Origin of the sequence: Methylophilus sp. 42, from assembly GCF_000384155.1 — a bacterium.
Taxonomy (GTDB): Bacteria; Pseudomonadota; Gammaproteobacteria; order Burkholderiales; family Methylophilaceae; genus Methylophilus.
In genome coordinates this window covers 2,163,082-2,189,005 of record NZ_KB913031.1, presented here as the reverse complement: position 1 = coordinate 2,189,005, position 25,924 = coordinate 2,163,082, and the positions used below count along the sequence as shown (strand labels likewise).

The following is a 25,924-nucleotide window of genomic DNA, read 5'->3' as shown; positions in this document are numbered from 1 at the left end:
CAGGCCATGAGTCGTTTTTTTATTGATCGCCCGATTTTTGCCTGGGTGATTGCCATCCTGATTGTGCTGGCAGGTCTAATAGCCATCAAGCAATTACCGATTGCACAGTATCCTGATATCGCGCCACCCGTCGTCAATATCGCTGCAACCTATCCTGGCGCATCGGCCAAAGTGGTCGAAGAAACCGTGACCTCGATTATCGAGCGCGAGATGAATGGTATGCCAGGTCTGATGTATGTGTCTGCCACCAGCAACCAGGGTATGGCTTCTATTAGTGTGACTTTCCGCCAGGGCACCAACCCTGACCTGGCGGCCGTCGATGTGCAAAACCGCCTCAAAAGTGTTGAAGTGCGTTTGCCGGAAATTGTGCGTCGTAGCGGCATCATGGTGGAAAAATCGGCGGATAGCTTTCAGCTGATTGTGTCACTGACCTCAGAGGATAACCGTTACAGTGAGATTGACCTCGGCGAGTTGTCCTCTGCCACGGTCATGCCTACGCTCAAACGCGTGCAAGGTGTGGGTAAGGTGCAGTCATTCAGCCCGGAGTACGCCATGCGTATCTGGCCGGACCCGCAGAAAATGGCGGGCTTGAATGTCAGCGTCAGCGAAATATCCAATGCCTTGCGTAGCTACAATACACGCCTGACCTTGGGCCAGGTCGGTGCCAGTGGTGTGCCGGATGGCGCGCCATTGAGTGTGACGCTCGAAGCCGAAGCCACGCTGAAAACGGTAGAAGACTTTGCCAATGTGCCACTGCGCAGCCAGGCGGATGGCTCGGCCTTGTTGGTGAAGGACGTGGCGCGCGTGGAAATGGGCAGCAGTGACTATACCTATAGCTCTAAAGTCAATGGCAAAAATGCCGCCGGCATGGCGATTAAACTGTCGCCGGGCTCGAATGCAGTAGAAACCATCAAGCGCGTCAAGGTCGCGATGGAACAAATGCAGCCATACTTTCCACCGAATGTGGTGTTCCAGTTGTCGTATGACTCCTCGGCATTTGTGTCTATCTCGATTAAAAAAGTGATTCAAACGCTGGTTGAGGCGGTGCTGCTGGTATTCGTGGTCATGTACCTGTTTATGCAGAACCTGCGCGCGACCCTGATTCCGACCATCGTGGTGCCGATTGCCCTGATGGGGACGTTTGCCGTCATGTACTGGCTGGGTTATTCCATCAATGTGCTGACCATGTTTGGCGTGGTGCTGGCGATTGGTATCCTGGTGGATGATGCCATCGTGGTGGTGGAAAACGTTGAACGCCTGATTGTCGATGAAGGCTTGTCTGCGCGCGAAGCGACTATTAAAGCCATGTCGCAGATCAGTGGCGCTGTAGTAGGCATTACCGCTGTGCTTGTGTCGGTATTTATCCCGATGGCCTTTTTCAGTGGCGCGGTGGGCAATATCTACCGCCAGTTCTCATTGGCATTGTCGGTGTCGATCAGCTTCTCGGCCTTTCTGGCGCTGTCGCTGACACCTGCCTTGTGTGTCACGCTGTTGCGCCATGAAACCAGCCCTAAAGCACGCTTTTTTGTCTGGTTTAACCGTAGCTTTAAGTGTATGACCGAGCGTTACACGCGCCTGACCGGCGGTTTGCTCAACAAGCCACTGCGCTGGCTGGGCGTATTTGCACTCATCGTGACCTTGGTCGGCTGGCTGTTTATGCGCTTGCCAAGTGCCTTCTTGCCAGAAGAAGACCAGGGTAACTTTATGGTCATGGTGTCGTTGCCACAAGGCGCGACGCTGGCGGAAACCGCCGAAGTGCTGGGCGATATGAGCCGTTATATCCAGCAACACGAGCCGGTCGATATCATTTTTGAAGTCAGCGGGTTTAGTTTTTACGGCACCAGCACCAATAGTGGCATGCTGTTTATCACGCTGAAAGATTGGTCCGAGCGGCCCAAAACCGAGCAGCAGGTGCAGGCGATTGTGAACCGCGTTAACCAGCAATTTTATGGCCGACCCAATTTAAGTATTTTCGCCATGAATGCGCCACCGCTGCCAGAGTTGGGTAGCGTGGGTGGTTTTGATATGAAACTGGTAGATCGTGCCAGCGTTGGCATAGAAACCCTGATGAAGGCACGCGATCAACTGATTGCCGAATCGATCAAGCATCCCGAGTTGGCGAATGTCTTGTTTGCCGGTTTATACGATACGCCAGTGGTCAATATGCAGCTTAACCGCAGCAAGGCCAATGCGCTGGGCATCTCGCTGGATGAAATCAATGATTCGCTGGCAACTTTGCTTGGTTCTAATTATCTTGGTGATTTTGTCTATGGCAACCAGGTGCGCCGGGTGCTGATTCAAGCCGATGGCAAACAACGGCAGACGCTGGAAGATATCAAGAAAATTCGCCTCAAAGCTGCCGATGGTAGCCTGGTACCGCTGTCTTCCATCATGACGCTGGACTGGGCCATGGGTACCCCACAACGCACGCGTTTTAATGGCTTTCCGTCATTTAATATCAATGGCGGCGCCGGGCCTGGCTATAGCAGCGGCGAAGCCATGCAGAAGATCGAAAAACTGGTACAAGGGTTGGGCAAGGGCATAGGCTTCGAATGGGCCGGGCAGTCACTCGAAGAAAAGCAATCCGGCAGCCAGGCCATCATGCTGTTCGGTTTGTCTATCCTGATTGTGTTCCTGGTGCTGGCGGCTTTGTATGAAAGCTGGGCCATTCCGTTCGCCGTGATGCTGGTGGTGCCACTGGGTGTGTTGGGCGCGTTGCTTGGCGTGACTATCCGTGGTTTGCCCAATGATATTTATTTCAAGGTAGGCTTGATTGCGACGATTGGTTTATCTGCCAAAAACGCTATCCTGATCGTGGAGTTTGCACGCGAGCATGTGCTGCAAGGCATGCCTTTGCTTGAAGCCAGTTTGCTGGCAGCCAAAGAGCGCCTGCGGCCAATCGTTATGACCTCACTGGCCTTTGGTGTAGGTGTGATTCCATTGGCATTCTCCACCGGCGCTGCGTCGGGCGCGCAAGTTGCGATCGGCACCAGCGTGCTGGGTGGCATTGTCACGGCGACTTTGCTGGCGATCTTTTTTGTCCCGTTATTTTTTATGGTGGTCGGGCGCTGGATGCACAAGCCAGCGGCGACCAAGGATGTTGCATGAAATTAAGTCGACTCACATTGTTACTGGGTTTTATTCTCTCGGCCAGCGGTTGCTCGCTGATGCCTGAGTATTTCCGGCCAGCTGCGCCGGTGCCTGAGGCTTACCCAGGCCAGCCAGTGAATGACACGGTGACTGAAGCGCCTCCGCTCACCTGGCAAACTTATTTCCCTGATGCCGATTTACAGCAACTGATACAAGTGGGGTTGGCGCATAACCGTGACCTGAAAACGGCCGTGCTGCGCATGGACGAGGCCAAGGCCACTTACGGCATACAAAAAGCCGACCGCCTGCCGACCATACAGGGCAACCTGACGTACGACCGTAGTCGCACTGTGTTCAGCTCCAGCCAGGCATTTGAGGCCGAGTTGTACCGCGTTGGGGTCGGTATTTCTGACTACGAAATTGATGTGTTTGGCCGCGTCAAAAGCCTGACGCAATCCGCGCTGGAACAATACCTCGCCGTGACTGAGAATCGGCAAGCGGTACAAGCCACCCTGATCACTGAGATCGCCACGCAGTATGTCAACCTGCTGACTTTACACGCGCAACTCAAGCTGGCGCAGCAAACGCTAGATGACCGCAAACAGACCTTGCATCGGACTCAGCGTCGCTTTGAGGCCGGTTTGGATCAGGTGCTGGATGTCAAAGCCGCCCAAATCCAGGTCGAGCAAGTGCAGGCACAATATGCACAATGGCAACGACAACTGGCCACCACGCAAAATGCCTTGTATTTACTGCTCGGCGAGTCATCACAGCGCACATCGTTAGTCATCAAACCTCTGGCGGATTTAAAACTTGCTGACGTTACGCCAGGCCTGCCTTCCAGCCTGTTGACCCGGCGCGCAGATATCCGTGCTGCCGAGCACCAACTCAAAGCTGCCAATGCCAATATCGGTGCTGCACGTGCTGCGTTCTATCCACGCTTGCAACTCACCACCAACGTCGGCCTGGTTAACTCGGAGTTCTCCAAACTGTTCTCTGACACCGGCAGCAACTACTGGTCTTTCAGCCCGCAATTGACCATCCCGATCTTTAACTATGGCCGCAACAAAGCCAACCTCAACCTTGCGCAAACCCGTGAGCGTATCGAGGTAGTCAATTACGAAAAAACCATCCAGACCGCGTTTAAAGAAGTGATGGATGTATTAAGCACACGCGCAGCGATTGCCGAAGAGTCCACGGCCAGGACGCGTTTAAGCGAATTAGAAAGCAGCCGTCTGCAACTGGTCAAACGTAAGCTGGACCAAGGTTTGGTGACGTACCTGGAATTGCTCGACTCGCAGCGCAGTGTGCTGGATGCACAGTCACAGGCGTTACAAATACAGCAGCAGGCGTTGCAGAATCAGGTAGGGTTGTATAAGGCGCTGGGAGGGAGTTGAGTCTGGGATGTTTGCTTTGGTTGACGGGTTTATGTTTGTATTTTAGGATAGTCTAAAATTTAATAATAGTTTTAAAGTGTTAAAAAACTCATTAAATTTTCTTCCGAAAAAGCATCAATGGCGCAAAGTTTTGCGTTATTTAAGATGACTACTTTACGTTAGGGTTTCAAACATGCTAAGAAAAATAAGCTCCCTTTTCATCATATTTTCATTGCTCATCCTCTCTGCATGTACAGGGAGTGACCCAGGCCCTCTGGCTGGCACTTGGCGCATGGGTGGCTTAGTTCCAATGACCATTCAGTTTAGGTCTGGTGAAACCGAAACGCTTGGAGTTATTGAAAAAGTGTCATACAAAGTAAAAGGAAATGATGTGCTCGTAACCTACACTGAGGGCCTTGCAAAAGGTATGACCATGAGATACACCATTACTGGTCAAAACACAGCTCAAACTGAGATGGGCACACTTCAGCGCATACAATGAAAATACACCTTAACCCATCATTTAAGCGGGACTGGCTAAAGCCAGCCCCGTAATTCAAACGTTAGGTGCTCGGATAATTGTCATGATTAGTGAAATGAATTTAGCGATATTCGCAATTCTCGTATCTTGTTTGGCTGCCTTATATGCTCGGTGGAGTGCTATGGAATCAAAAAAGGCAAACGATATTGGGCGTTTGAATGCTTTGCTTTCATTGCGCACTCACTACTTAGCATTAATGGAACATCAAGTAAAAATGGCAGATTTTCTCAAAAATCATCCTAGCGGGCTCCAAGTCGCGCAGAATACATATGCAGATCTAGATCAAAAACTTGGTGAGGTGAGTCGTGAAATCAATACATACCACACAAGTCTCGTTAAATCACGCTCCTAACAAGCCAGGTAGGGTGGGCAACTCGTTGCCCACGAGGTAAAACTCACGGACAATTCCACCATGTCACGTTATCGTCGCGCTAATACTGCTGGAGCTACTTACTTTTTCACGGTTGTGACTTACCATAGGCAAAAATTTCTTTGTGACGATGATGTACGTGATGCGTTAAAGTATGCCATCCAAAAAGTCCGCACTGACCATCCTTTTACAATCGACGCATGGGTTTTGTTGCCTGATCATATTCATTCCATGTGGACGCTACCACCCCATGATGCAAATTTTGCGCTTCGTTGGCAACTTATCAAACGTTATGTGAGCCGTGCTTGCGGCTCGCGTTTGAACCATACAGAATGGATGACAGCATCCAAAACAAAACATCGTGAATCGACCATTTGGCAACGTCGTTATTGGGAGCATCAAATTCGCGATGATAGCGATTATGCAAAACATATGGATTATTTGCATTACAACCCGCTTAAACATGGCTTGGTGAGCAATGTGAAAGATTGGCCTTATTCAACGTTTCACCGATATGTTAAAGCGGGCGTTTATGATGAGCATTGGGGTGCTGGGCTAGGTTTTGTGGATGGGGCGTTTGGTGATGAATGACGAGTGTTTGTGCGTGGGCAACTAGTTGCCCACCCTACAGACTCAAGCCTCTAACTTTTCGTTCCGCGCTGAATAATAATCAATAGGGTCAAAACAAACGAGTCCGCCCTACGAATTCTCACGTACCGAGGAGGTAGCACTTTATGAAAGCTAAGGATTTTGAACAGCAGTTTGATGAAAGTGTTGATATCACTGCTGCGCTGGATTTATCAAAAGCAACACGCACTATGCAAGCGCAAAAACGAGTCAATGTCGATTTTCCTACATGGATGATTGAGTCTCTTGACCGGGAAGCTGTGCGCTTGGGTGTGACCAGGCAATCAATCATTAAAGTGTGGCTTGCCGAGCGTCTTGAAAAGTCTGCCTAAACACCTTTATCTTAAATGTTAACCATTTAGCTGTGCTAGCGCATGTCAAATCTTAACCGTAACCAGCTCGCGCTTGGCATAAGTATTTTTGCACTGTCAGTAGCTATGGTTGTTTGGGTTGAACTGTTCACCTTTTCAAAGGTAGTTCATTTGCCGCAGTGGGCCGATGCGTTTCCATGGCCCATATTGGCACCTTCTTTTCTTGTCCTTCTCTGTCTTATCCCCGCAGCATTTGGCACTCACACTTTTGCAAATGCATGCAAGGCAATCATCTTTTCGCTATTAGTGTGCCCACTCGTAGCAGTAGTCGCTTACGCACTTAATCCGCTCTATCAAACCCGATTTCTCCCTGCAAATGCGTTATTTAACTATTTCTGGGTGATCGGGTTTCATTGCCTCGTTCCAGCAATGCTACTTTTGGCGGTTCGGGCAATTGTTTACTTCACGCGTAAACGGTTCAACCAAGACAATTAATGAGGGGATGGCTCGACTAGTTACTATCTAGTCACTAACTTCTTTGGTTAACTACACCGCTCTATCATAACTACTCAACTCATTTATCTCGCCGCATATAGTGGTGGTTTCTGCATTTGCGAGTACTATCTGCCCTCTATCATTCAAGAAGTGTTGTTCCCTCATGCAAAGTGAAGTTAAAGAGCCCGTCAGCCATGCCGTTGTGGCGGCCGTGCAACTGCCAAATGTCAGCGATATGGAGTTTGAAGCTTCGCTGAATGAGCTACGCGAACTGGCAAAAACACTGGGCTACAAGATCGTCCACACCTTTGTGCAGAAGCGCGCTGGCTTTGATATCACCGGCTATCTGGGAGTAGGTAAGCGCGAAGAGATTCGTGATTATGTACGCAGTATGTCTGGTGACCCTGATGCACCAGAATTTAATCCCCATGCCCTTGAGATTGAAGCCGTACTGGTTGACCATGAAATTTCCCCGTCGCAGGCACGCAATCTGGAATTAGAAGTGGGTTGCGAGGTGATGGACCGTACTATGGTGATTTTGGAGATTTTTCACCGCAATGCCCGCTCGCGTGCGGCGCGTGCGCAGGTGGAGATTGCGCGCCTGGGTTATATGGCGCCACGTTTGCGCGAGGCGGCAAAATTGGCCGGGCCACAAGGGCGGCAGCGTAGCGGGGCGGGTGGTCGTGGGGCAGGGGAATCGCATACCGAGCTGGATAGACGCAAGATTCGCGACCGCATAGCCGAGTTGCAACAAGAGATTGTGATTATGGATGGCGAGCGCCGGACGCAGCGTGCGCGGCGCCAGGAGCGGCAGACGATGGCGAGTGTGGCGCTGGTGGGTTATACCAATGCCGGTAAATCTACCTTGATGCGGGCACTCACCGGTAGCGAGGTGTTGGTAGCAAACAAATTATTTGCCACACTGGATACCACGGTGCGCGCCTTGTACCCGGAAAGCGTGCCGCGCGTGCTGGTCAGCGATACCGTGGGTTTTATCAAGAACCTGCCGCATGGCCTGGTGGCTTCTTTTAAATCTACGTTGGATGAGGCGCTGGATGCTGCGCTGTTGTTGCACGTGATCGATGCCAGCGACCCTGGTTTTGAGCGTCAGCTTGAGGTGACGGATAAGGTACTTGAGGAAATCGATGCCGATGTAGTGCCGCGTATTCGTGTGTTTAACAAAATAGATTATGTCGGCGATGCAGCGGCACAAGTTGAGTGTGAAGCCGCGCTGCGCCTCAAATACCCGGATTGCATTGTGATGAGTGCTCGTCGCCCGGATGAAGTGGCGATGCTGCGGCAGAAGATTGTCGATTTCTTTCAGCAGGATTTGGTTGAAACCGAGATTTTCCTGCCTTGGTCCGTACAACAGCTACGCGGCAAAATTTATAGCACCTGCCAGGTATTGAACGAGCGCTCAGATGAAGAAGGCACTTTTTTCACTGTGCGCGGCGAACCCAATGACATCAATAGCCTGCGTGAGCAGTTATTGTTGGTGCAATAAATACAGCTTAGATCTCTGCCAATCACTGTTAGTGAGTCAATGTGACAGTATGAGAAACCACGTATTGAAGAAACGCTGGATAAATTAAACGATAATCGTTATCATTTGGAGATTGTTTTGATTCCCTATGATTGGCCATTCCCCGTTGTCGCACCAGCCCAAGTATCCTTCTTTGCTCCATGCCTTAACCACCCATTACGATGACTTGATTGATTATGTCAGGCGCAAATTTGGTGGGCGTGAGTTTGCGCAGGATGTGGTACATGATCTGTGTGTCAAGTTGATGGAACGCCCTATCTTATTAGAGATTCAGCAGCCACTGGCCTATCTGCGCAAAGCATCTGCCAATGGCGCGCTCAATCGTATCCGTGGCGAAAACCTCCGTGCTGAATTTATTGATGTGGTCGAAGAGTTACCTGATTATGCGCATACTGAGTCAGGTGAATATCTGCTTGCCCTCAAGCAAAATGTGATTAGCTTGCATGCGGTGATTGAAGGATTGCCACCACGAGCCCGTCAGGTGTTTCTGCTGCACAGGCTGTATGACTTTAGCCAGCAGGAAATCGCAAAGGAGCTGGAGATTTCCAGAACCATGGTCACTCAGCACTACCGCCGTGCGATACGCGAAATTGCCGAAAAGTGGCCACCATTACAGCAATACTATGAATCACGTTGGGGGAGTAAATTGTGAGCAAACGTGCAAATCATTCGGCATCCCCACAAGTATCCGCAGTGCGCAAGGATGTTTTTTCATCCTACGAAGATGAGTTGCGGACCTTGTATCCTTCCAGCGAAGATATCTTGCGGGAAGCCAAACAGCTTAGCCAGCGTCGTAAAAAGGTGAAGAAACGTAGCATCAGCATGGCCGTGTTATTACTGGCAATCGGTACCGTGGTGATCGATCCGGCCTGGCAGGTAGAAACCCTGTCCACCAGTATTGGCAAGCAAGCCACGTATGCGCTGCCAGATGGCAGCAGTGTGGTGCTGAATACTAGCAGCGTCCTCAAAGTGGAGCATCACATACGCACACGGCAATTACAGCTTGTCCAGGGTGAAGCGGCTTTTACCGTGAACCATGGATGGCGTCCTTTCAGCGTGATGGCCCAGGATGTACGTGTGACAGATATAGGGACCCGTTTTAACATCCGTTTAAAAACCAACAGCGTGCGCGTGGCCGTGCTGGAAGGGGCGGTTGAGGTGGCGACAGGCGATCAGTATCAGATTCTCACGACAGGGCAGGCTATAGAATCACAACTGGGTAGCTTGAGCCATTTGAATCATATCAACCTGGATCACGAAGCGGCCTGGCAACAAGGCAAGCTGGTCTTCAATGGTGCGCCATTGAGCCAGGTGGTCAATGAAATTCAGCGCTATAGTGCCATGACGATTCATGTCGATCAGGCTGCAGCAGGCATGCGGGTATCTGGTGTGTATGATATTGAGGCAGTGGAAACATTGATTCAGGATTTATTACAGAGCCTGCCTGTTGAAATAGCACGGACAGCCAATGGTGAGGTGCTTATCAGGAAAAGTCACAGGCTGCCCTCATAAGCGCTGAATAAAAAATTTCTTTCACGACCTTCACATTTTTTTGTTTCAAGTGCCAACCCTAATGAAACCTTCATTTAGAAGGTGAATTAATAGGGGAGTTTCATGTTTTCTATGCATCAACATGTCCGGCAAAACAATCTGGCCGGATTCAAATTAACCTTGGCAAGCCTGCTTCTGTCGGCGGCCATGCATACCCAGGCAGCACCTCTGGAGTTAGACATCCCGAGCCAGTCACTGGATCAAGCCCTCAATGCACTGGCATTAAAATCAGGAGAAAGAATTTCTTTCTCTACTGACCTGACTGAAAAGCACACGGCGCCTGCGCTTAAGGGAAAATATGAATTGCGCCGGGCGTTGGAAAAGTTGCTGGAAGGTTCTGGTCTGATACTCAAAGACACCGGTAACAACAGTTTTACTGTCGTCGGGGCCACTGACCAGCAAGTCAGCACCTTGCCAGAAGTGTTGGTGCAAGATATTGCCCAGAATGAATCCTTAACTGAAGGGACGCAGTCCTACACGACGCAGTCCATGAGTACGGCGACCCGCCTGCCACTTTCCATCCGTGAGACGCCACAGGCTGTCACAGTCATTACACGCCAGCGCATGGATGATCAGGGCATGCTGAATATTACGGATGTGGTCAAAAGTACGCCTGGGGTTTTTCTCAGTAATGCCGATGGTACCGGGCGTCCCAATTTTGAGGCGCGCGGGTTTGGTGTCAGTAATATTATGTATGACGGTTCACTGGTGCCATGGTCTTCTTATATCCCCAGTGCCCAGGCCAACCTTGCGATGTATGACCGGGTAGAAGTAGTGCGTGGTGCGACCGGTTTGATGCAAGGGGCAGGCAATCCTTCCGCTGCCATTAACTTGGTGCGTAAGCGACCAACCAGCGAATTTAAGGGCTCTGTCACGGCCTATGCCGGCAGCTGGGATAATTATGGCAGCATCCTTGATCTGGGTGGTGCGATGAATGAGGCCGCGTCGGTACGCGGGCGTGTGGTCGCTTCTGTACAAGACTCAGGCAGTTTCCGTGATGGTCAAGGTTATGAAAATCATCTGCTTTATGGCATTAGCGAGATAGACCTTGCTGATAGAACCACACTGACAGTGGGTGCCTTTACCCAGAAAGACAGTACAAACGGGTCATGGTGGGGTGGCCTGCCAGTTAATCCGGATGGTAGCCATGTCAAACTGAATCGTTCTGTCAGCCTGGCAAATAACTGGGAGTATCTGGATCAGGACAATAAAAGTCTTTTTGCCATTCTTGAGCACAGCTTTAATCAAGACTGGAAGCTGAAGTTGAGCACTACGTATATGTGGAACCATACCGATGGCCTGGGTACTTTTATGCGTAGCACAATCACTGGCGGCACCGTCAGTCGTGATTTAATGGCCTGGCGCGGCGATCAGGAAAACAAGGCATCCAGCTATGACCTGGTTGTAAATGGCAAATACGAACTGTTTGGACGTCAGCATGAATTGGCGTTTGGCGCTAATCGTAACCAGTTTGACGCCAGTCCCCATAATTACCGGACGACATACATCGGCGCGAATACCGATATCTACAACTGGAGTGGCAGTGCATTGGCCAAACCAGTGTTGCCTTATACAAGCACAGGTCATACACGCACACGCCAGGATGGTGTTTATGTGACTTCCCGCCTGAATCTCGCAGATCAATGGAAATTGATATTGGGTGGTCGACTGGACTGGTATGACTACGATAATTATCGTAATAACTCGGATTATGAGGTCGTGCGCAATGTGACGCGTTATGCCGGGTTGATTTACGATCTTAATGATCATCACTCACTCTATGCCAGCTTTACTGATATTTTCAGCCCGCAAAGCAGTATCGGGCGCGATGGCAATGTGATCCACCCGATTGATGGTGAGAACTACGAATTTGGATTGAAGAGTGAATATCTGAATGGTGCGCTGAATACTAGTATTGCCGTGTTTCAGGTCAATCAGAATAACCGGTCGCGCGCCGTCAGGGATGTCAGCCAGTGCACGGTAGGTACCAGTTGTGCCGAAGCTTCGGGCGAAGTGCGTAGCCGTGGGGTAGATATGGAAATGCAGGGTGCATTGCAGCCAAACTGGCAGGTTGGGGCTGGCTATACGTATACCAATACAGAGTACATCAAGGATGACAGCTATGATAAAGGTGACCGTTTTAATACCTTATCGCCTGAGCACATGTTCAAGTTGACAACGGTGTATCGCTTACTTGGCGATTGGTCGAACTGGAGAGTGGGTGCGAACGTATATCGTCAAAGCCGGATTTACATGACAGCTTCAGAGGCCGGGACGACAGATGATGTTGAACAGAAAGCTTATACGCTGGTGGATATGATCGTCGGCTACAAAGCCAGCAAGAATCTCGATTTACAGCTCAATATCAATAACCTGCTGGATAAAACCTATTATCGGGGTGTTTCCTCTGCCAATTGGGCTTGGGAAAGCTACGGTGAACCTAGAAGTGCCAGAATCACAGCCAAGTATACTTTTTAGTCGCATCTGTATGTAGTGTGCCTTCCTGGATGCAATCGGGAAGGCATTTTTATTGAAGATGACCAATCAATCATTTCAGTGAAGTGTAATTTTTTGCCGGTTTGGATATTCTTTACCGATGGTAGGGGGCTGCCAGGTATTGAGTGATCGCTCTGAGGATGAGAATTCATGTGATGGTTCATCGCCTCGACTAGAAACAAGATAAGTATTGCTTTGCGCAACAAGTGTTGGGTATCATTGATAATGATTCTTATTAGCAAATAAATTATGTCAATGCCTGACCCCGGGGTGCAACAGCAATTGCATCATTTATACAGCCATCATTATGGCTGGTTGAAAGCCTGGTTACGAAAAAAGCTCTCTTGTCAGCACACCGCGGCTGATTTGGCACAAGACACGTTTGTGCGGCTGATCGTTTCGGACAAAAAGCCATTGCCGGAACAATCACGCGCTTATTTAACGCAAATTGCCAAAGGTTTGATGATTGATCTGTATCGACGTCAACGCCTGGAGCTAGCTTATCAGGAATGGCTGTTGCAATTGCCGCCGGTCGAGACACCTTCGCCCGAGCAGCAGGCTATCGCATTGCAAAGCCTGATACAGCTCGACAAGGTATTGGACCAATTACCTGCCAAAGTTCGCGAGACATTTATCCTGTCACGGTTTGAGCAACTGACTTATAGCCAAATTGCCGACCAGCTTGGTATTTCTGTGGCGGCGGTGCGCAAGTATATGCTCAAAGCCACGCAAGCCTGCATGGAGTTGTTATGAACCAGCATTCAACCATCAACGTAGTTACAGACTATAGCCGACTACAGCAGGAAGCATTAGAGTGGCAGGTGATGTTATGGTCAGGTGAGGTCACTGCCGATCAGCAGCATGCATTTGAGGTCTGGCTGAGCCGCAGTGATGCGCATCAACAGGCATGGTCTGAAGTAGAAGTCATGCAGCAGAAGTTACAACTGGTCCCGCATGCGACCATCGGCCTGGTAAAAAATAGATTGCCGTCTGCCAAACGGCGGCGCGTATTACAAATGCTGGGGCTGGCTGCCGTGACTGGTGGCGCCGTGCCTGTTGTGCGTCAAAGTGATGGTTGGCAAGCGCTGGCTGCAGATTATCGCACCCATACAGGGCAGCAGGAAAAGGTTGTGCTGGCTGATGGCAGCGAGTTAATCATGAATACTTCGACGTCGGTTGATATTGCCTACAGCGCGCGTGAACGTAGGCTCGTTTTGCATGAGGGAGAGATTTATATCAGCACGGTAGCTGATCATGGATCTAACCGGCCATTGCTAGTGCAAACACGACACGGTACCGCCACAGCCTTAGGCACAAAATTCAATGTGCGTTTAAAGCATCATGAAACCAGAGTGTCCGTTGATGAGGGGGCCGTCAAATTGCGCTCAAGCAATGGCTTACATGACCTCACTATTGCCAGTGGAATGCAGGCCGGCTTGTTGACTGGAGCCCTGTCAAAAGTGACGGCCAATGGCAGTGAAAATGCCTGGCTAGATGGCAAGTTAGTGGCAGAGCAATTGCGTCTGGGCGACTTTCTGGATGAACTCAGCCGCTACCGCATGGGGGTGATCCGCTACGACCAAACGGTTGCCAATATGCTGGTGTCAGGTGTTTTCCCGTTACTGGATACTGATCGAGTGTTGCAGTCCTTATTACAGGCGCTGCCTTTGCGCATTGATTACTTTTCAAAATATTGGGTGACTGTGCATGCTTCCTGATGAGTGTGAGATTAGGTAAAAAATGCTTTAAGCGTAGCACTTTTATTTTTTCATTCGGGATAGGAGTGAAGACTACTTTTCAATGAGGAAATAATCATGTCACACCCCGTTCATGCCCAGGCAATATTGCCAGCATTCCGTATCAATCAACTCGCCGGCTTGTTATTACTCGCGGGTATTAGCTCAATGGCTTATATGCCGCGTGCCTATGCAGACGCTGTGCAAGAGAGTAATGCCTCTTTGCCTGCATTCAATATTGCTGCTGGCGCTATGGATCAGGTGCTCAATGCATACGCCAGGCAAACCGGGATCTTGCTGGTCATTGATGCCAATCTGACTCAGGGCAAGCAAAGTCGTGGTCTACGTGGGCAGTATGATGTGTTGCCGGGGTTGAATGCCATTCTGTCCGGTAGTGGCTTACAGGCAGTGATACAAGATAATGGTAGCTATAAATTGCAGAGGTCATCCCAGCCGCTGCCTGCCAGTTCTGATGCGGTTGATACTTTGCCGGAAGTGGTTGTTTCAGATGTGAAGCTGACAGAATCCAGCCCGGCATATGCGGGTTCTCAGGTCGCGCGCGCTGGTCGCGCCGGTATTCTGGGACAGCGTAATTTTATGGATATTCCGTTCAATGCGACCAACTATACCGCTGAGCTGATCACAAATCAGCAGGCGCGCAGTATTGGCGATGTATTGCAAAATGATCCATCGGTACGACAAACCAGTGCTCGCACCAACATTAACGAAGACTTTTCGATTCGTGGCTTTACTGTTGCCAGCCAGGATATTGCCTTAAATGGCATGTATGGCTTGATGCCATATTTTCGCGTGCCGGTAGAAATGGCCGAGCGTGTGGAAGTCCTTAAAGGCCCGAGCGCATTGCTCAACGGCATGCCGCCCAGCGGTAATGTCGGTGGCAGTATCAATATTGTGCCCAAGCGTGCAGGTGACCAGGCATTAAGCCGATTTGGCGTCACTTATATGAGTGATTCCGTATATGGCGGCACGGCAGATCTGGGTCGCCGGTTTGGTGAAAATAACGAGTTTGGTGTGCGCCTCAATGGCATGTATCGCAAAGGGGATACCGCGCTCGACCAACAAAAGCTGGAAGAGTTTATGGGTAGCCTGGCGCTAGATTATCGTGGTGAGCGTTTACGGGTGACGGCTGATTTCATCAACCAGCAAGAAACCATTAATAAAGTGGTCCGCCAATTTACCGTGGGCGCAGGTCTCACCAAAATGCCTGGCGCACCAGACAGTCAGCTTAATTATCCCGGTTATGGTCACTCGCAAATGAAAGACCGCTCCATGGTATTGCGTGGCGAATATGACGTGACCGATGCCGTCATGGTGTATGCAGGTGTTGGTAGCCGTAACAGCCAGATGGATGCGGTGGCAGGTAACCCGAGTTTGACCAGTGCCAATGGTGATTATAGTTCTATGGCCATGTGGCAGCTGTTTGAAGTCAAGTCGGAGTCATTTGAAGCGGGTAGCCGTATTAAGTTCAACACGGGCCCGGTTGGTCATCAGGTGAGCCTGGGCGCGACCAAAGTCAGCCAGAATACCGATATTCACTTTGTTGCTGTGTCGGGCACGATTAACGGTAACATTTTTGCGCCAGTGTATATTGATACGCCAAGTACAGCAGGGCTATCTGATAATAAGGTGAAGTATGGCGCGATGACACTGACCAGTTATGCACTGGCCGATACGCTGTCATTCTTGGATGACAAATTACAGCTTACTTTAGGCGCTAGACACCAGAGTGTGGAACAGCAGGCCTATAACTTTGTGACGGGTGCAAAATCGGGGCCGGGATATGATAAAGGCGCTCTCACGCCGGTGGCTGGTGTGGTGTTCAAGGCGCAAGAAAATATCTCCTTGTATGCCAACTATATTGAAGGTTTAAGCCAGGGGCAGCAGGCACCAGCAGGTACCAGTAACTCAGGGCAAATGTTCTCACCTTATAAAACCAAACAAAAAGAAGCCGGTGTTAAAGTGGATTGGGGCAAAATTGCCACCACGGTGAGCGTGTTTGAAATCGAGCGCCCCAGTGCTTTAACGACCAATGGCATCTACCGTGTGAGCGGTGAGCAGCGTAACCGTGGTGTGGAATTTAATGTATTTGGTGAAGTCGCCGAAGGCGTTCGACTGCTTGGTGGAGGAGCTTATACACAAGGTAAACTGGTAAAAAGCGGTGATGATGGTGAATTTAACGGCAATACCGCAGTGGGCGTGCCCGACTGGCAAGTCAGCATGGGTGGTGAGTGGGATCCGGTGCCTGTGCCCGGCCTGACATTGACCTCCAGAGTGATATACACCAGCAAGCAATACGTAGATCAGGCCAATAACCTGTCTATTCCAAGCATTACCCGCTTTGACATCGGCGCCCGTTACAAAACCGTATTGAATGCGACCCCTGTCACTTTGCGCGCCAATATCGAAAACCTGTTTAACCGCGACTATTGGAATACCTCTAACGAAGGCTATATCTACCTGGGCATGCCGCGTACCCTGTTATTATCAGCAACCGCTGATTTTTAAGCTGGCAAAGGGTGAGGGTTAAGGCGACATGAGCATTCGTACGTGGTATTTGACACATAAATGGAGCAGCCTGGTTTGCACAGCTTTTTTGCTGATGCTGTGCATCACCGGTTTGCCATTGATCTTTCATGAGGAAATCGAGCAGTTGTCCGGCGTGGTCGAAGCGCCTGCCATGGCAGAGGGAACGCCCAATGCCAGTATGGATGCCGTCGCTGAGGCTGCCCGTCAACAGCGGCCCCAAGATGTGATTCGCTTTATGTTCTGGGAGCAAGACGAGCACCCGAATGTCACGCTGGTTTCGATGGCAAAGTCTATGGATGCGTCGCCGGATGATTCGAATATCGTGCTGATTGACTCACGCACTGCCAAAGTTCTGGATGAACCGCCGCCAGACCATGGCTTTATGTATGTCATGCTCAAGTTGCATATTGATATGTTTGCCGGCTTGCCCGGCATGCTGTTTCTTGGCTTGATGGGTTTGCTGTTCGCTGTGGCCATCATTTCGGGCATTGTGCTGTATCACCCCTTTATGCGGCGACTGGATTTCGGCACCGTCAGGCGCGAGAAGCAGGCCAGGTTAAAGTGGCTGGATATCCATAACTTGCTGGGTGTGGCGACGCTGGTCTGGGCGTTGGTTGTCGGCATCACCGGTACCATCAACACCTTGAGCCAGATTGTGATTATGGTCTGGCAAGCCGATCAAATGGCGGAGATGATTGCGCCGTATAAAGGCTTGCCACCACCGGTCAAGCTGGGCTCTTTGCAAGACTCGATTGACACTGCCAAGCAGGCCGTGCCGGATATGCATGTAAGCTTTGTGGCCTTTCCGGGCAGTATGTTCTCCAGCCCGCACCATTACACGGTATTTCTGAAAGGCAATACGCCGGTCACTTCCCGTTTGTTGCGCCCGGCCTTGATTGATGCGCAGACTGCAAAGTTAACCGATACACGTGAGATGCCCTGGTATGTCAAAACGCTCTTGTTATCACAACCGCTGCATTTTGGCGATTATGGCGGGTTGCCGCTAAAGATTATTTGGGCCTTGCTGGATTTAGTGACGATTGTGGTGCTGGTGAGCGGCTTGTATCTCTGGATCAAGCGTCGTCAGCATACCGAGCAGCGTATTGCCGATCTTGAGCATAAGCATGCAGCAACGGCGAGAGGAGGTGTGCGATGAATAAACGGTTTATCGATATCTGGGGCTGGCCTATTGTGCTTTCGTTACTGACGGTCTTTGGTTTGTTGTCAGCCCTGCTTGGAACAGGCATCTGGCATTGGCTATCATGGGTCGCCATGGCTCTGCCACTTGTAGTGATGGGATGTTATTGGCGAAAAGCCAAGGTGATGGAGTCATCGTCAAGGCGGCGATGAGTGCTTGTTTAGCGTTGAGAATGATACATTTTTGTTGATCGCTTTGGCGTAATCTCACCGCGACTTTAAGCATCGTGCTTTTAAGCATGCATGAATCTATTGCAAGGGAGTGCTTGTACCGTTTAATATGAGAATGATTATCAATTAATATTTTACAAGCATCTCTTATGCTGCCTTTCGACGCCACGCTAGATCATACTGTTACCCGGCTCTATCGCGACCACCATCATTGGCTGAGTGCTTGGTTACGGCGCAAACTAGGCAATAGTTTCGATGCGGCAGACATTGCGCAGGATACCTTTGTGCGTATTCTCGCCGCGCCAGATCATTTGGCGGAAAAACAGACCAATTGGCAATTGCATGAGCCACGTGCTTACCTGACTGTGATTGCCAAGCGGCTATTGGCTAACCTGTATCGGCGACGATCATTGGAGCAGGCTTATTTAGATTCGCTGGCATCACTCCCGGAATCCCTGACGCCGTCACTAGAGCAACGGCTATTAATTTTAGAAACTTTGCATGAACTGGATGCCATGCTGGATGGTTTGCCAGCCAAAGTGCGTATGACCTTTTTACTGGCACAACTTGAAGGGCTAAGTTATGCCGAAATCGCTATGCGGCTCTCCCTGAGTGAGCGCACCATTAAGCGCTATATGGTACAAGCCATGGCACGTTGTATTCTGGTTGCGCTTTAAATGTCTAAGCTCAAGATCAGCAACCAAACAAGTACGAGTGCAGAACAGTTGTCTCTAAGTGCTGAAGCCGATTTGGTGACTGGTAGCATTGCTCAGCAGGCGGCTGAATGGTTTTTCCGCTTGCAAGCGCCAGATGTGTCTCCAATGGAGCGTAAAGATTGGGAACACTGGTGTGCGGCTGATACCAGGCATGCACTCGCCTGGCAACGTGCCATGCGCATTGGCGCCAAGTTGGATAGTTTGCCGTCGCAGTTGGCCATCACGACGCTCACACGTCATCCTGATGCAAATCGCCGCCTGGCACTGAAGACGCTCGCCTTATTGATCGTGAGTGGATCTGCCGGGTTGCAGACATGGCGTAGTGAGCCGGTGCGGCGCGTCATGGCCGCATACCACACGGCTACTGGCGAACGGCGCAGCATTATATTGGCAGACGGTACACGTGTTCAGCTAAATACCGCGAGTGCCATTGATATTGTGTTTGATGATAAGAAAAGGCTGCTAAAACTGCAGGCAGGTGAGATTCTTATTGAGACAGCACCTGATGCGGTTCGTAGCGATCATGCTGCCTATCGTCCATTTATGGTGGAAACCGCCCAAGGCGTATTGCGTGCATTAGGCACGCGCTTCGTGGTGCGGCAGGAGAGCGAACACACACGCCTGGCAGTATTGGAGGGTGCCGTCGAAGTGCGTCCATCCAGCGCAGCCGAGTCACCCTTTATCGTTCAGGCCGGATGGCAAACGCGCTTTACCAGTGGGCGTGCCGCTCAGGTAGATGTGCTGGATCGCCATGTTGATGGTTGGTCGCACGGTGTGCTGTATGCCAATGCTATGCGTCTTGACCAATTCATTGCTGAACTCGGCCGTTATCGTCCGGGCATATTACGTTGTGATTCGGCTGTGGCTGACCTACGCATTTCAGGTGTGTTCCAGTTAGATAACACTGACCCGGTGCTCAATAGTCTCTCTGAGGCACTACCGGTCAGGCTTATTTACCGCACGCGTTACTGGGTCACTATTTTGGCCAATTAAATTCGCCGTGATTTTAACGAATGAGATGCTGTAAGCGTTGTAATCAATCCGTCTGTTGATATGCAATAAAAAAATTCCAAATTTGTGTCACTTTTTATTTTCTTGCGTGTGAAGTGAGTGTAGACCGCATTTTTTACATTCAAGCAAAGGAAGTTAAATGACACAACCGTATTACTCGCCTCCCCAGAAAAAGATGATTGATGTTAGCTGTTCTAGCAGGCGTTTAGCGCGTGCCGTGCACGGCGCACTAGTGATGATGGCAACCTTGTCTATAAACGGAATGGCTGCTGTAGCAGTGTTTGCTGCAGATAGTGCCACCTCGATCGCTAGCCAAAAAAATTACCGTATACCAGCAGGCGCCCTGTATGAGGCACTGGTTGAATTTGCGAGTGCCTCCGGCGTCAGCCTTGTGGTGCCACCAGACTTGGTGCAAGGGAAAGTCTCGGAAGGCCTCAATGGCAGCTATAGCATACAACAAGGTTTTGATAAGTTACTCAGTGGGTCTGGGTTGGGTGTGAGCGATCAAGGAAAGGGTGCCTTTGTGTTGCAGAAGATCACGCCAGCAACACCAGCAAAAGCCGCGGCTGATCAAACTTTGCCCGAGGTGCAGGTGTACTCAGTGGCAGAGAAACCGCTCACGCAGCTTATTCAGCAAGAAGGTAAGGCCGAAGCAGGTTACCTGGTTAAAACAGTTTCTTCACTCGGCGCTTTGGGCGCGACTAATCTGCAAGATACACCATTTTCAATGAGCGTGGTGCCACAAGAACTCATCCAAAATATCCAGGCGCAATCACCGGATGATATTTACAAAATCAACCCGTTTTCGCGCACTGCAACGCCACAAATTACAAGCTGGTCACCAGCAACGACCATCCGTGGCTTTACTGCCTACAATACTGCGGAGGATGGTTTGCGGCGCCCATATAATCATGCAGCCGTGATTGAAGACAAAGAGCGTGTAGAGATATTTAACGGGCCAGCTGGCTTTTTATATGGCGCGGCTGCACCAGGCGGTATGATCAATTCTGTTTATAAACGTCCGACTATGGAGCGTTTGAACAGTGTCACGGTTGGTAATTACGGCGGGAGTCAATATTACGCGCACGGCGATTTCGGCGGGCGTATTGATGAGGACGGGCGTGCCGGTTATCGTCTGAACATTGTCAGGCAGGACGGTGATACCGCCATCGATCACCAGAGTATAGATCGTGTATTAGTCAGTGGCGCTGTCGATTGGCAGGTGTCAGACAAGTTGTTGCTTGAGCTGAATGCCAGTTATAACGACTACAAAACAAAGGGTACTTCTGCGTATTGGTTCTACAGTGTTAATCGTGGCAAGGCGCCTGATGCCAGCAAATTGTGGTCGCAGCCTTGGGCACGCGACGAGTTTGAAAATACCAAGTTGATGGGTAAGCTGACTTACCGTCTGAATGACAACATTACTCTGCGTGGCGCATATATGCGCGATTATGTTGATCGTCCGTTGACCGTACATACCTTAAATAGTGTGAGTTCGAGTACGGCATACGAACAGATACGTACCTTCTCAGGTAAAACAAAAGATATCTATGATGCAGCACAAGCCATGGCCGATATTCGTTTCGATACGGGCGCTGTTGAGCACAAGCTCACGCTGGGTTATTACATGTTTTCGGATAAGTTTTATCAAACGCCATCTAATAGTAATACCGGCTGGTTAGGCCCATATCCCCTGGATAATCCGACGTATGTTGCAAATCCTGGCTTTGCCGGAGATAGCTCAACCTATTATGCCGGCTACGACCTGAATGAGAATTATCTGATAGGTGATGCCATTAAGCTGAATGAGCAATGGTCGGTGTTAGTCGGGATTAATCACAGCAGAATACTCAGCCAAAGTTACGAGCAGTCTGGTGCAAAAAGCCAATCGGATTACAATAAAAGTCGCAACTCACCTTCCGCTTCGCTCCTGTTCAAACCTGTGTCCTGGCTGACTACTTATGCCAGCTACATTGAAGGTCTGGAGATGGGCGGGCGGGCTGGAACTGATGCGACTAACTTCGATCAGATCATGCCGCCCATGGTGAGTACACAAAAAGAAATAGGCATGAAAGCGACTGTAGGCGGTATGTTGCTGACGTCTGCATTGTTTGAGATAGAAAAGGCTTACGAATATAAGGATGCTGATAATATCTATAAACAAAATGGCCGCCAGAATCATAAGGGCATAGAGTTTAGTGCTACCGGCAGGGCTACTGAGCGGTTAACGATTGTGAGTGGGTTGACCTTGTTGGATGCGAAAGTCAGTCATTCAGAGTTAGATGGCAAGGAGCCGATGAATGTCGCTAGGCAATATGCAAAAATTTATGCTGAGTACGATCTTTTCGGGGCCATGGCCGGGCTTAGTTTAACTGGAGGCCTACAATATACCGGTAAGCAACAGGCAAATGATGCCAATACGGATACCTTACCCGCTTACGTGACTGCTGATATTGGCATGCGTTACCGAACTACCCTGTCACAGCGTCCACTGACCTTACGCCTCAACATCAATAATCTCATGGATAAAGACTATTGGCTAAATGCATACTATGTGGGCGCACCGCGTAGCGTTGCATTCTCGGCGCAAATGCAGTTCTAACTTGCTGTTGATTATGTGGCAGTGCTTGTGGCTGTAGAACGGTTGGCTAGCTGCCTGGATTGCTTCTGAATCATGGCAGTCATGGGCTAATTGCTATAGCTTCGGCATGCACATGATTGTTTGAAAAAAGACGCGTTGATGGCGCGTCTTTTTTTATTGGTATGATCAACCGACGCCCTGGCATTTGATGCGTATTAGCATGCTAAAGATCACTTGCTTGTGCCAGTGTAATAAATGCTTGTACATAATCAATTTCTACATCTGTTTCGCGGATACCCAGGTAAATCTGCTTGGCAATGCCTTGCTCGCCTAACTTGACCGGCACCACATCGAAGCGACTTTGATATTCTTCCACCAGCCAGCGCGGTAAGGCCGCGACACCGCGGCCACTGGCGACCATTTGCAGCATGATGTCAGTGGTTTCTATCGGTTTGTGCACCTGTGGGCTGATGCCTGCTGGTTGAAGAAACTGGTTGTAAATATCGAGCCGATCAATATCCACCGGGTAGGTGATCAAGGTTTCACTGCTGAGTTGTTCGGGGCGCACATACGCCAGTTGGGCCAGTGCATGCTGGTGATGCACCACCAGCACCTGTTCGTAATCAAATACGGGTTGAAACAGCAGGCCGGGTTTATATAGCGGGTCAGGCGTGACCAGCATATCGATCTCATAGCCAAATAAAGCGCCTATGCCGCCAAACTGGAACTTCTGTTTTACGTCTACATCGACATCCGGCCACGCGGCCAGGTAGGGTGACACCACTTTGAGTAGCCACTGGTAGCACGGGTGACACTCCATGCCGATGCGCAAGGTGCCACGCTCGCCTTGCGCAAACTGGCGCAAGCGTTCTTCTGCTAACGAGAGTTGCGGTAACAGCCGGTTGGCCACTGCCAGCAAGTATTGTCCGGCCTGGGTCAGGCGCAGGCTGCGGCCTTCACGTAACCAGATATCAGTGCCTAGTTGCTGTTCCAGCTTTTTTATCGAGTGACTCAGCGCCGACTGCGTGAGAAATAAATGTTCAGCGGCGGCGGTCAGTGAGCCTTGCCGTTCGACTTCGCGAATAATCGCTAAATGGATACGTTCAATCATGTTTTAATGTATGAATAAAATTAATTGATTATTGAAATAATACCATTTTACTTCATGGTTTGCCTTTTTTAGAATGCGTGTTCTCAAACGATTATTGACGAGGCTAGCATGGTCACCACACACAATCTTGGATTTCCGCGCATAGGCGCAAAACGCGAACTGAAATTTGCTTTAGAGGCTTATTGGAAAGGACAGTCTTCATTAGACGCATTAAAGCAAGTAGGCAAAGACTTGCGCCAGGGCAACTGGGCGTTGCAATCGCATCTGGACCTGGCGCCGGTGGGTGACTTTGCATTTTATGACCAGGTGCTGGATATGAGCTTTACGCTCGGTCACTTGCCTGCCCGTATACAGGGTTTTCATGGCGACCCACTGGATAATTATTTCCGTGTGGCCCGTGGACGTTCTGCAGAATCTGGCGAAGAGCATGCGCAGTGTTGTGGTGGCGTGGCGGCAGGGGAGATGACCAAATGGTTTGATACCAACTACCACTATATCGTGCCGGAATTCACCGCCGAGACACAGTTCAAGCTGGATGCGACACGCTTGCTGGCGCAATTGGCAGAAGCGCAGGCGCAGAATGTTAAAGCCAAGCCGGTGATTGTCGGGCCGGTGACTTACCTGGCGATTGGTAAGGCTAAAGATGCTTCAGACCGCCTGGCCTTGCTGCCGCAATTGCTGGTGGTGTATAGCGAGTTGCTCGAGGCGTTGGCGGCGCAGGGCGTGGCGTGGGTACAAATAGACGAGCCTATTCTGGTGACTGAACTGGAGGCTGAATGGCAGCATGCATTCAACCTGGCCTATCACCAACTCAAAAGTAGTCGCGTCAAGATTCTGCTCGCGACTTATTTTGGCCCGTTGGTTGATAACCAGTATCTGGTGGCGAATTTGCCGGTGGCTGGCTTGCATATCGATGCCATCAACGCGCGCCACGAGATTGTGCCTTTGCTGGCGATGTTGCCTGCGCACAAAGTGCTTTCATTGGGCGTGATTAATGGCCGCAATATCTGGAAAACTGATTTGAATGGCACCCTGGACTGGCTGGAGCCAATCGCCGAACGCCTGGGAGAGCGTTTATGGCTGGCGCCTTCTTGCTCACTGTTGCATGTGCCGGTGGACCTCGATAATGAGGTGAAATTGGATAGTGAGGTCAAGTCCTGGCTGGCATTTGCCAAGCAGAAACTGGATGAGTTACAGGTGTTGGCGACGGCATTGAATCATGGTCGTGCCGCGGTGAAAGTGGCTTTGGCTGTAAATCAGGTGGCGATTGATGCACGCCGTACCTCGAAGCGCGTCCATCAGCCGCAGGTGAAAGCCGCGCTGGAAACACTGACACCGCAACTGGGTCAGCGGCAAAATCATTATGTACAACGTGCCATCAAACAGGCCGCCTTGCTTGGTTTGCCCAAGTATCCGACCACCACCATCGGCTCTTTCCCGCAGACGGCAGAAATCCGCCATGCCCGCAGCCAGTTCAAGGCCGGGGCGTTGAATCAGGCAGCTTACCAGCAGGCGATGAAAGCCGAAATTGAGCGTAGCGTACGTGAACAGGAAGCCTTAGGGCTAGATGTGCTGGTGCACGGTGAAGCCGAGCGTAACGACATGGTGGAATATTTTGGCGAGCAGTTGGAGGGGTATGCCTTCAGCCAGTTTGGCTGGGTGCAGTCGTATGGCTCGCGTTGTGTCAAACCGCCTATCCTATTTGGGGATATCAGTCGTCCACAAGCCATGACGGTAGAGTGGATCAAGTACGCGCAATCACTGACCAGCAAGCCGATGAAAGGCATGTTGACCGGCCCGGTGACGATACTCAACTGGTCTTTTGTGCGTGATGACCAGCCACGTTCAGTCAGCTGCTACCAGTTGGCACTGGCGATTCGTGAAGAAGTGCTGGACCTGGAAAAAGCCGGTATCAATGTGATCCAGATTGATGAAGCCGCCTTGCGTGAGGGCTTGCCATTGCGCAAGTCACAGTGGAAAGAGTATTTGCAGTGGGCAGTAGAGTCATTCCGCATCACCGCCAATGGTGTGGCCGATGAAACGCAGATTCATACGCATATGTGCTATTCGGAGTTTAATGACATCATCGCTTCGATTGCTGACATGGATGCTGACGTGATTACCATTGAAACCTCACGTTCAGACATGGAGTTGCTGGATGCATTTGATGATTTCAACTACCCGAACGAGATCGGGCCGGGCGTCTATGACATTCACTCGCCGAATATCCCGACCCAGGCGCATATTGTGCAGTTGATGCAAAAGGCTGCCGAGCGTATCCCTGCCGAGCGTTTGTGGGTGAACCCGGATTGTGGCCTGAAAACCCGGCAATGGGCTGAAGTGTTGCCCGCGTTGACCAATATGGTCGCGGCAGCAAAAACCTTGCGCGCCCAGGCTTAGGTCGCGATACAGCTTGCTGGCATCTGGTGTCGGGTGCCAGCAAATCTTGCCTTC

20 protein-coding genes are annotated in these 25,924 nt (G+C 50.5%); 19 read left to right on the top strand and 1 reads right to left on the bottom strand.

The genetic code is table 11. The features are described 5' to 3' along the window. Positions 1-6 precede the first annotated feature (6 nt). The 18 genes from MET42_RS0110420 (at position 7) to MET42_RS0110330 (ending at position 22,380) form a co-directional block, all read left to right on the top strand. A complete protein-coding gene (locus MET42_RS0110420) occupies positions 7-3,108 on the top strand; it encodes a multidrug efflux RND transporter permease subunit (protein ID WP_019882898.1) in 3,102 nt (1,033 codons plus the stop codon). Continuing rightward, positions 3,105-4,487 carry an efflux transporter outer membrane subunit gene (locus MET42_RS0110415; protein ID WP_019882896.1) on the top strand — a complete coding sequence of 461 codons (1,383 nt, stop codon included), beginning with the start codon at positions 3,105-3,107 and terminating at the stop codon, positions 4,485-4,487. Before MET42_RS0110420 ends, MET42_RS0110415 begins: the two co-directional genes overlap by 4 nt. Before the next feature lie 172 nt (positions 4,488-4,659). Then, positions 4,660-4,968 (top strand): hypothetical protein, encoded by a 309-nt coding sequence (locus MET42_RS0110410; protein WP_232411480.1) that lies wholly within the window; start codon positions 4,660-4,662, stop codon positions 4,966-4,968. A gap of 82 nt (positions 4,969-5,050) precedes the next feature. Then, positions 5,051-5,359: a hypothetical protein gene (locus MET42_RS0110405; protein ID WP_019915173.1), complete on the top strand. Its 309-nt coding sequence runs from the start codon at positions 5,051-5,053 to the stop codon at positions 5,357-5,359. A 60-nt stretch (positions 5,360-5,419) separates the two neighbouring features. Next, on the top strand, positions 5,420-5,968 hold the full coding sequence (locus MET42_RS0110400; protein WP_081624267.1) for a transposase: 549 nt from the start codon (positions 5,420-5,422) through the stop codon (positions 5,966-5,968). A 143-nt stretch (positions 5,969-6,111) separates the two neighbouring features. Next, on the top strand, positions 6,112-6,336 hold the full coding sequence (gene brnA / locus MET42_RS0110395; RefSeq protein ID WP_019882891.1) for a type II toxin-antitoxin system BrnA family antitoxin: 225 nt from the start codon (positions 6,112-6,114) through the stop codon (positions 6,334-6,336). 42 nt (positions 6,337-6,378) lie between these two features. Beyond that, on the top strand, positions 6,379-6,810 hold the full coding sequence (locus MET42_RS0110390) for a hypothetical protein (protein ID WP_019882890.1): 432 nt from the start codon (positions 6,379-6,381) through the stop codon (positions 6,808-6,810). A gap of 163 nt (positions 6,811-6,973) precedes the next feature. Beyond that, complete coding sequence (gene hflX / locus MET42_RS0110385) at positions 6,974-8,314, top strand: GTPase HflX (protein ID WP_019882889.1); 1,341 nt, start codon at positions 6,974-6,976, stop codon at positions 8,312-8,314. 127 nt (positions 8,315-8,441) lie between these two features. Then, the gene (locus MET42_RS0110380; protein ID WP_019882888.1) at positions 8,442-9,005 is read left to right on the top strand and encodes an RNA polymerase sigma factor; all 564 of its coding nucleotides are present in this window, start codon (positions 8,442-8,444) and stop codon (positions 9,003-9,005) included. After that, positions 9,002-9,865: a FecR family protein gene (locus MET42_RS0110375; protein WP_019882887.1), complete on the top strand. Its 864-nt coding sequence runs from the start codon at positions 9,002-9,004 to the stop codon at positions 9,863-9,865. Before MET42_RS0110380 ends, MET42_RS0110375 begins: the two co-directional genes overlap by 4 nt. A 102-nt stretch (positions 9,866-9,967) precedes the next feature. Then, complete coding sequence (locus MET42_RS0110370) at positions 9,968-12,382, top strand: TonB-dependent receptor (protein WP_019882886.1); 2,415 nt, start codon at positions 9,968-9,970, stop codon at positions 12,380-12,382. A gap of 267 nt (positions 12,383-12,649) precedes the next feature. Further along, complete coding sequence (locus tag MET42_RS0110365; RefSeq protein WP_019882885.1) at positions 12,650-13,153, top strand: sigma-70 family RNA polymerase sigma factor; 504 nt, start codon at positions 12,650-12,652, stop codon at positions 13,151-13,153. Next, positions 13,150-14,118 (top strand): FecR domain-containing protein, encoded by a 969-nt coding sequence (locus tag MET42_RS0110360; RefSeq protein WP_019882884.1) that lies wholly within the window; start codon positions 13,150-13,152, stop codon positions 14,116-14,118. Before MET42_RS0110365 ends, MET42_RS0110360 begins: the two co-directional genes overlap by 4 nt. 96 nt (positions 14,119-14,214) lie before the next feature. Next, positions 14,215-16,662 carry a TonB-dependent receptor gene (locus tag MET42_RS0110355; RefSeq protein ID WP_019882883.1) on the top strand — a complete coding sequence of 816 codons (2,448 nt, stop codon included), beginning with the start codon at positions 14,215-14,217 and terminating at the stop codon, positions 16,660-16,662. A gap of 28 nt (positions 16,663-16,690) precedes the next feature. Beyond that, positions 16,691-17,839: a PepSY domain-containing protein gene (locus tag MET42_RS0110350; protein ID WP_019882882.1), complete on the top strand. Its 1,149-nt coding sequence runs from the start codon at positions 16,691-16,693 to the stop codon at positions 17,837-17,839. Positions 17,840-18,200: 361 nt separating this feature from the next. After that, the gene (locus MET42_RS0110340; RefSeq protein WP_019882880.1) at positions 18,201-18,728 is read left to right on the top strand and encodes a sigma-70 family RNA polymerase sigma factor; all 528 of its coding nucleotides are present in this window, start codon (positions 18,201-18,203) and stop codon (positions 18,726-18,728) included. After that, positions 18,729-19,760: a FecR domain-containing protein gene (locus tag MET42_RS0110335; RefSeq protein ID WP_019882879.1), complete on the top strand. Its 1,032-nt coding sequence runs from the start codon at positions 18,729-18,731 to the stop codon at positions 19,758-19,760. Between the two features lie 280 nt (positions 19,761-20,040). After that, complete coding sequence (locus MET42_RS0110330) at positions 20,041-22,380, top strand: TonB-dependent receptor (protein ID WP_019882876.1); 2,340 nt, start codon at positions 20,041-20,043, stop codon at positions 22,378-22,380. 202 nt (positions 22,381-22,582) lie between these two features. Here the strand turns inward: MET42_RS0110330 and MET42_RS0110325 are convergent, their stop codons facing one another. Further along, positions 22,583-23,470 carry a LysR family transcriptional regulator gene (locus MET42_RS0110325; protein WP_019882875.1) on the bottom strand — a complete coding sequence of 296 codons (888 nt, stop codon included), beginning with the start codon at positions 23,468-23,470 and terminating at the stop codon, positions 22,583-22,585. Positions 23,471-23,578: 108 nt separating this feature from the next. Here MET42_RS0110325 and metE point away from each other — a divergent pair, with 108 nt between their 5' ends. Next, positions 23,579-25,870, top strand: a complete 2,292-nt coding sequence (gene metE, locus MET42_RS0110320; RefSeq protein WP_019882874.1) for a 5-methyltetrahydropteroyltriglutamate--homocysteine S-methyltransferase — start codon at positions 23,579-23,581, stop codon at positions 25,868-25,870. Positions 25,871-25,924: the final 54 nt, after the last annotated feature.

Excerpts from the sequence above, each read along its gene's own strand:
- MET42_RS0110400 (WP_081624267.1), top strand. The coding sequence starts at position 5,420 with ATGTCACGTTATCGTCGCGCTAATACTGCTGGAGCTACTTACTTTTTC.
- MET42_RS0110410 (WP_232411480.1), top strand. The coding sequence starts at position 4,660 with ATGCTAAGAAAAATAAGCTCCCTTTTCATCATATTTTCATTGCTCATC.
- MET42_RS0110360 (WP_019882884.1), top strand. The coding sequence starts at position 13,150 with ATGAACCAGCATTCAACCATCAACGTAGTTACAGACTATAGCCGACTA.
- metE (WP_019882874.1), top strand. The coding sequence starts at position 23,579 with ATGGTCACCACACACAATCTTGGATTTCCGCGCATAGGCGCAAAACGC.
- MET42_RS0110370 (WP_019882886.1), top strand. The coding sequence starts at position 9,968 with ATGTTTTCTATGCATCAACATGTCCGGCAAAACAATCTGGCCGGATTC.
- MET42_RS0110405 (WP_019915173.1), top strand. The coding sequence starts at position 5,051 with ATGATTAGTGAAATGAATTTAGCGATATTCGCAATTCTCGTATCTTGT.
- MET42_RS0110340 (WP_019882880.1), top strand. The coding sequence starts at position 18,201 with ATGCTGCCTTTCGACGCCACGCTAGATCATACTGTTACCCGGCTCTAT.
- MET42_RS0110380 (WP_019882888.1), top strand. The coding sequence starts at position 8,442 with ATGATTGGCCATTCCCCGTTGTCGCACCAGCCCAAGTATCCTTCTTTG.
- MET42_RS0110330 (WP_019882876.1), top strand. The coding sequence starts at position 20,041 with ATGGCTGCTGTAGCAGTGTTTGCTGCAGATAGTGCCACCTCGATCGCT.
- MET42_RS0110355 (WP_019882883.1), top strand. The coding sequence starts at position 14,215 with ATGTCACACCCCGTTCATGCCCAGGCAATATTGCCAGCATTCCGTATC.
- MET42_RS0110420 (WP_019882898.1), top strand. The coding sequence starts at position 7 with ATGAGTCGTTTTTTTATTGATCGCCCGATTTTTGCCTGGGTGATTGCC.
- MET42_RS0110365 (WP_019882885.1), top strand. The coding sequence starts at position 12,650 with ATGTCAATGCCTGACCCCGGGGTGCAACAGCAATTGCATCATTTATAC.
- hflX (WP_019882889.1), top strand. The coding sequence starts at position 6,974 with ATGCAAAGTGAAGTTAAAGAGCCCGTCAGCCATGCCGTTGTGGCGGCC.
- MET42_RS0110335 (WP_019882879.1), top strand. The coding sequence starts at position 18,729 with ATGTCTAAGCTCAAGATCAGCAACCAAACAAGTACGAGTGCAGAACAG.
- MET42_RS0110415 (WP_019882896.1), top strand. The coding sequence starts at position 3,105 with ATGAAATTAAGTCGACTCACATTGTTACTGGGTTTTATTCTCTCGGCC.
- MET42_RS0110390 (WP_019882890.1), top strand. The coding sequence starts at position 6,379 with ATGTCAAATCTTAACCGTAACCAGCTCGCGCTTGGCATAAGTATTTTT.
- brnA (WP_019882891.1), top strand. The coding sequence starts at position 6,112 with ATGAAAGCTAAGGATTTTGAACAGCAGTTTGATGAAAGTGTTGATATC.
- MET42_RS0110325 (WP_019882875.1), bottom strand. The coding sequence starts at position 23,470 with ATGATTGAACGTATCCATTTAGCGATTATTCGCGAAGTCGAACGGCAA.
- MET42_RS0110350 (WP_019882882.1), top strand. The coding sequence starts at position 16,691 with ATGAGCATTCGTACGTGGTATTTGACACATAAATGGAGCAGCCTGGTT.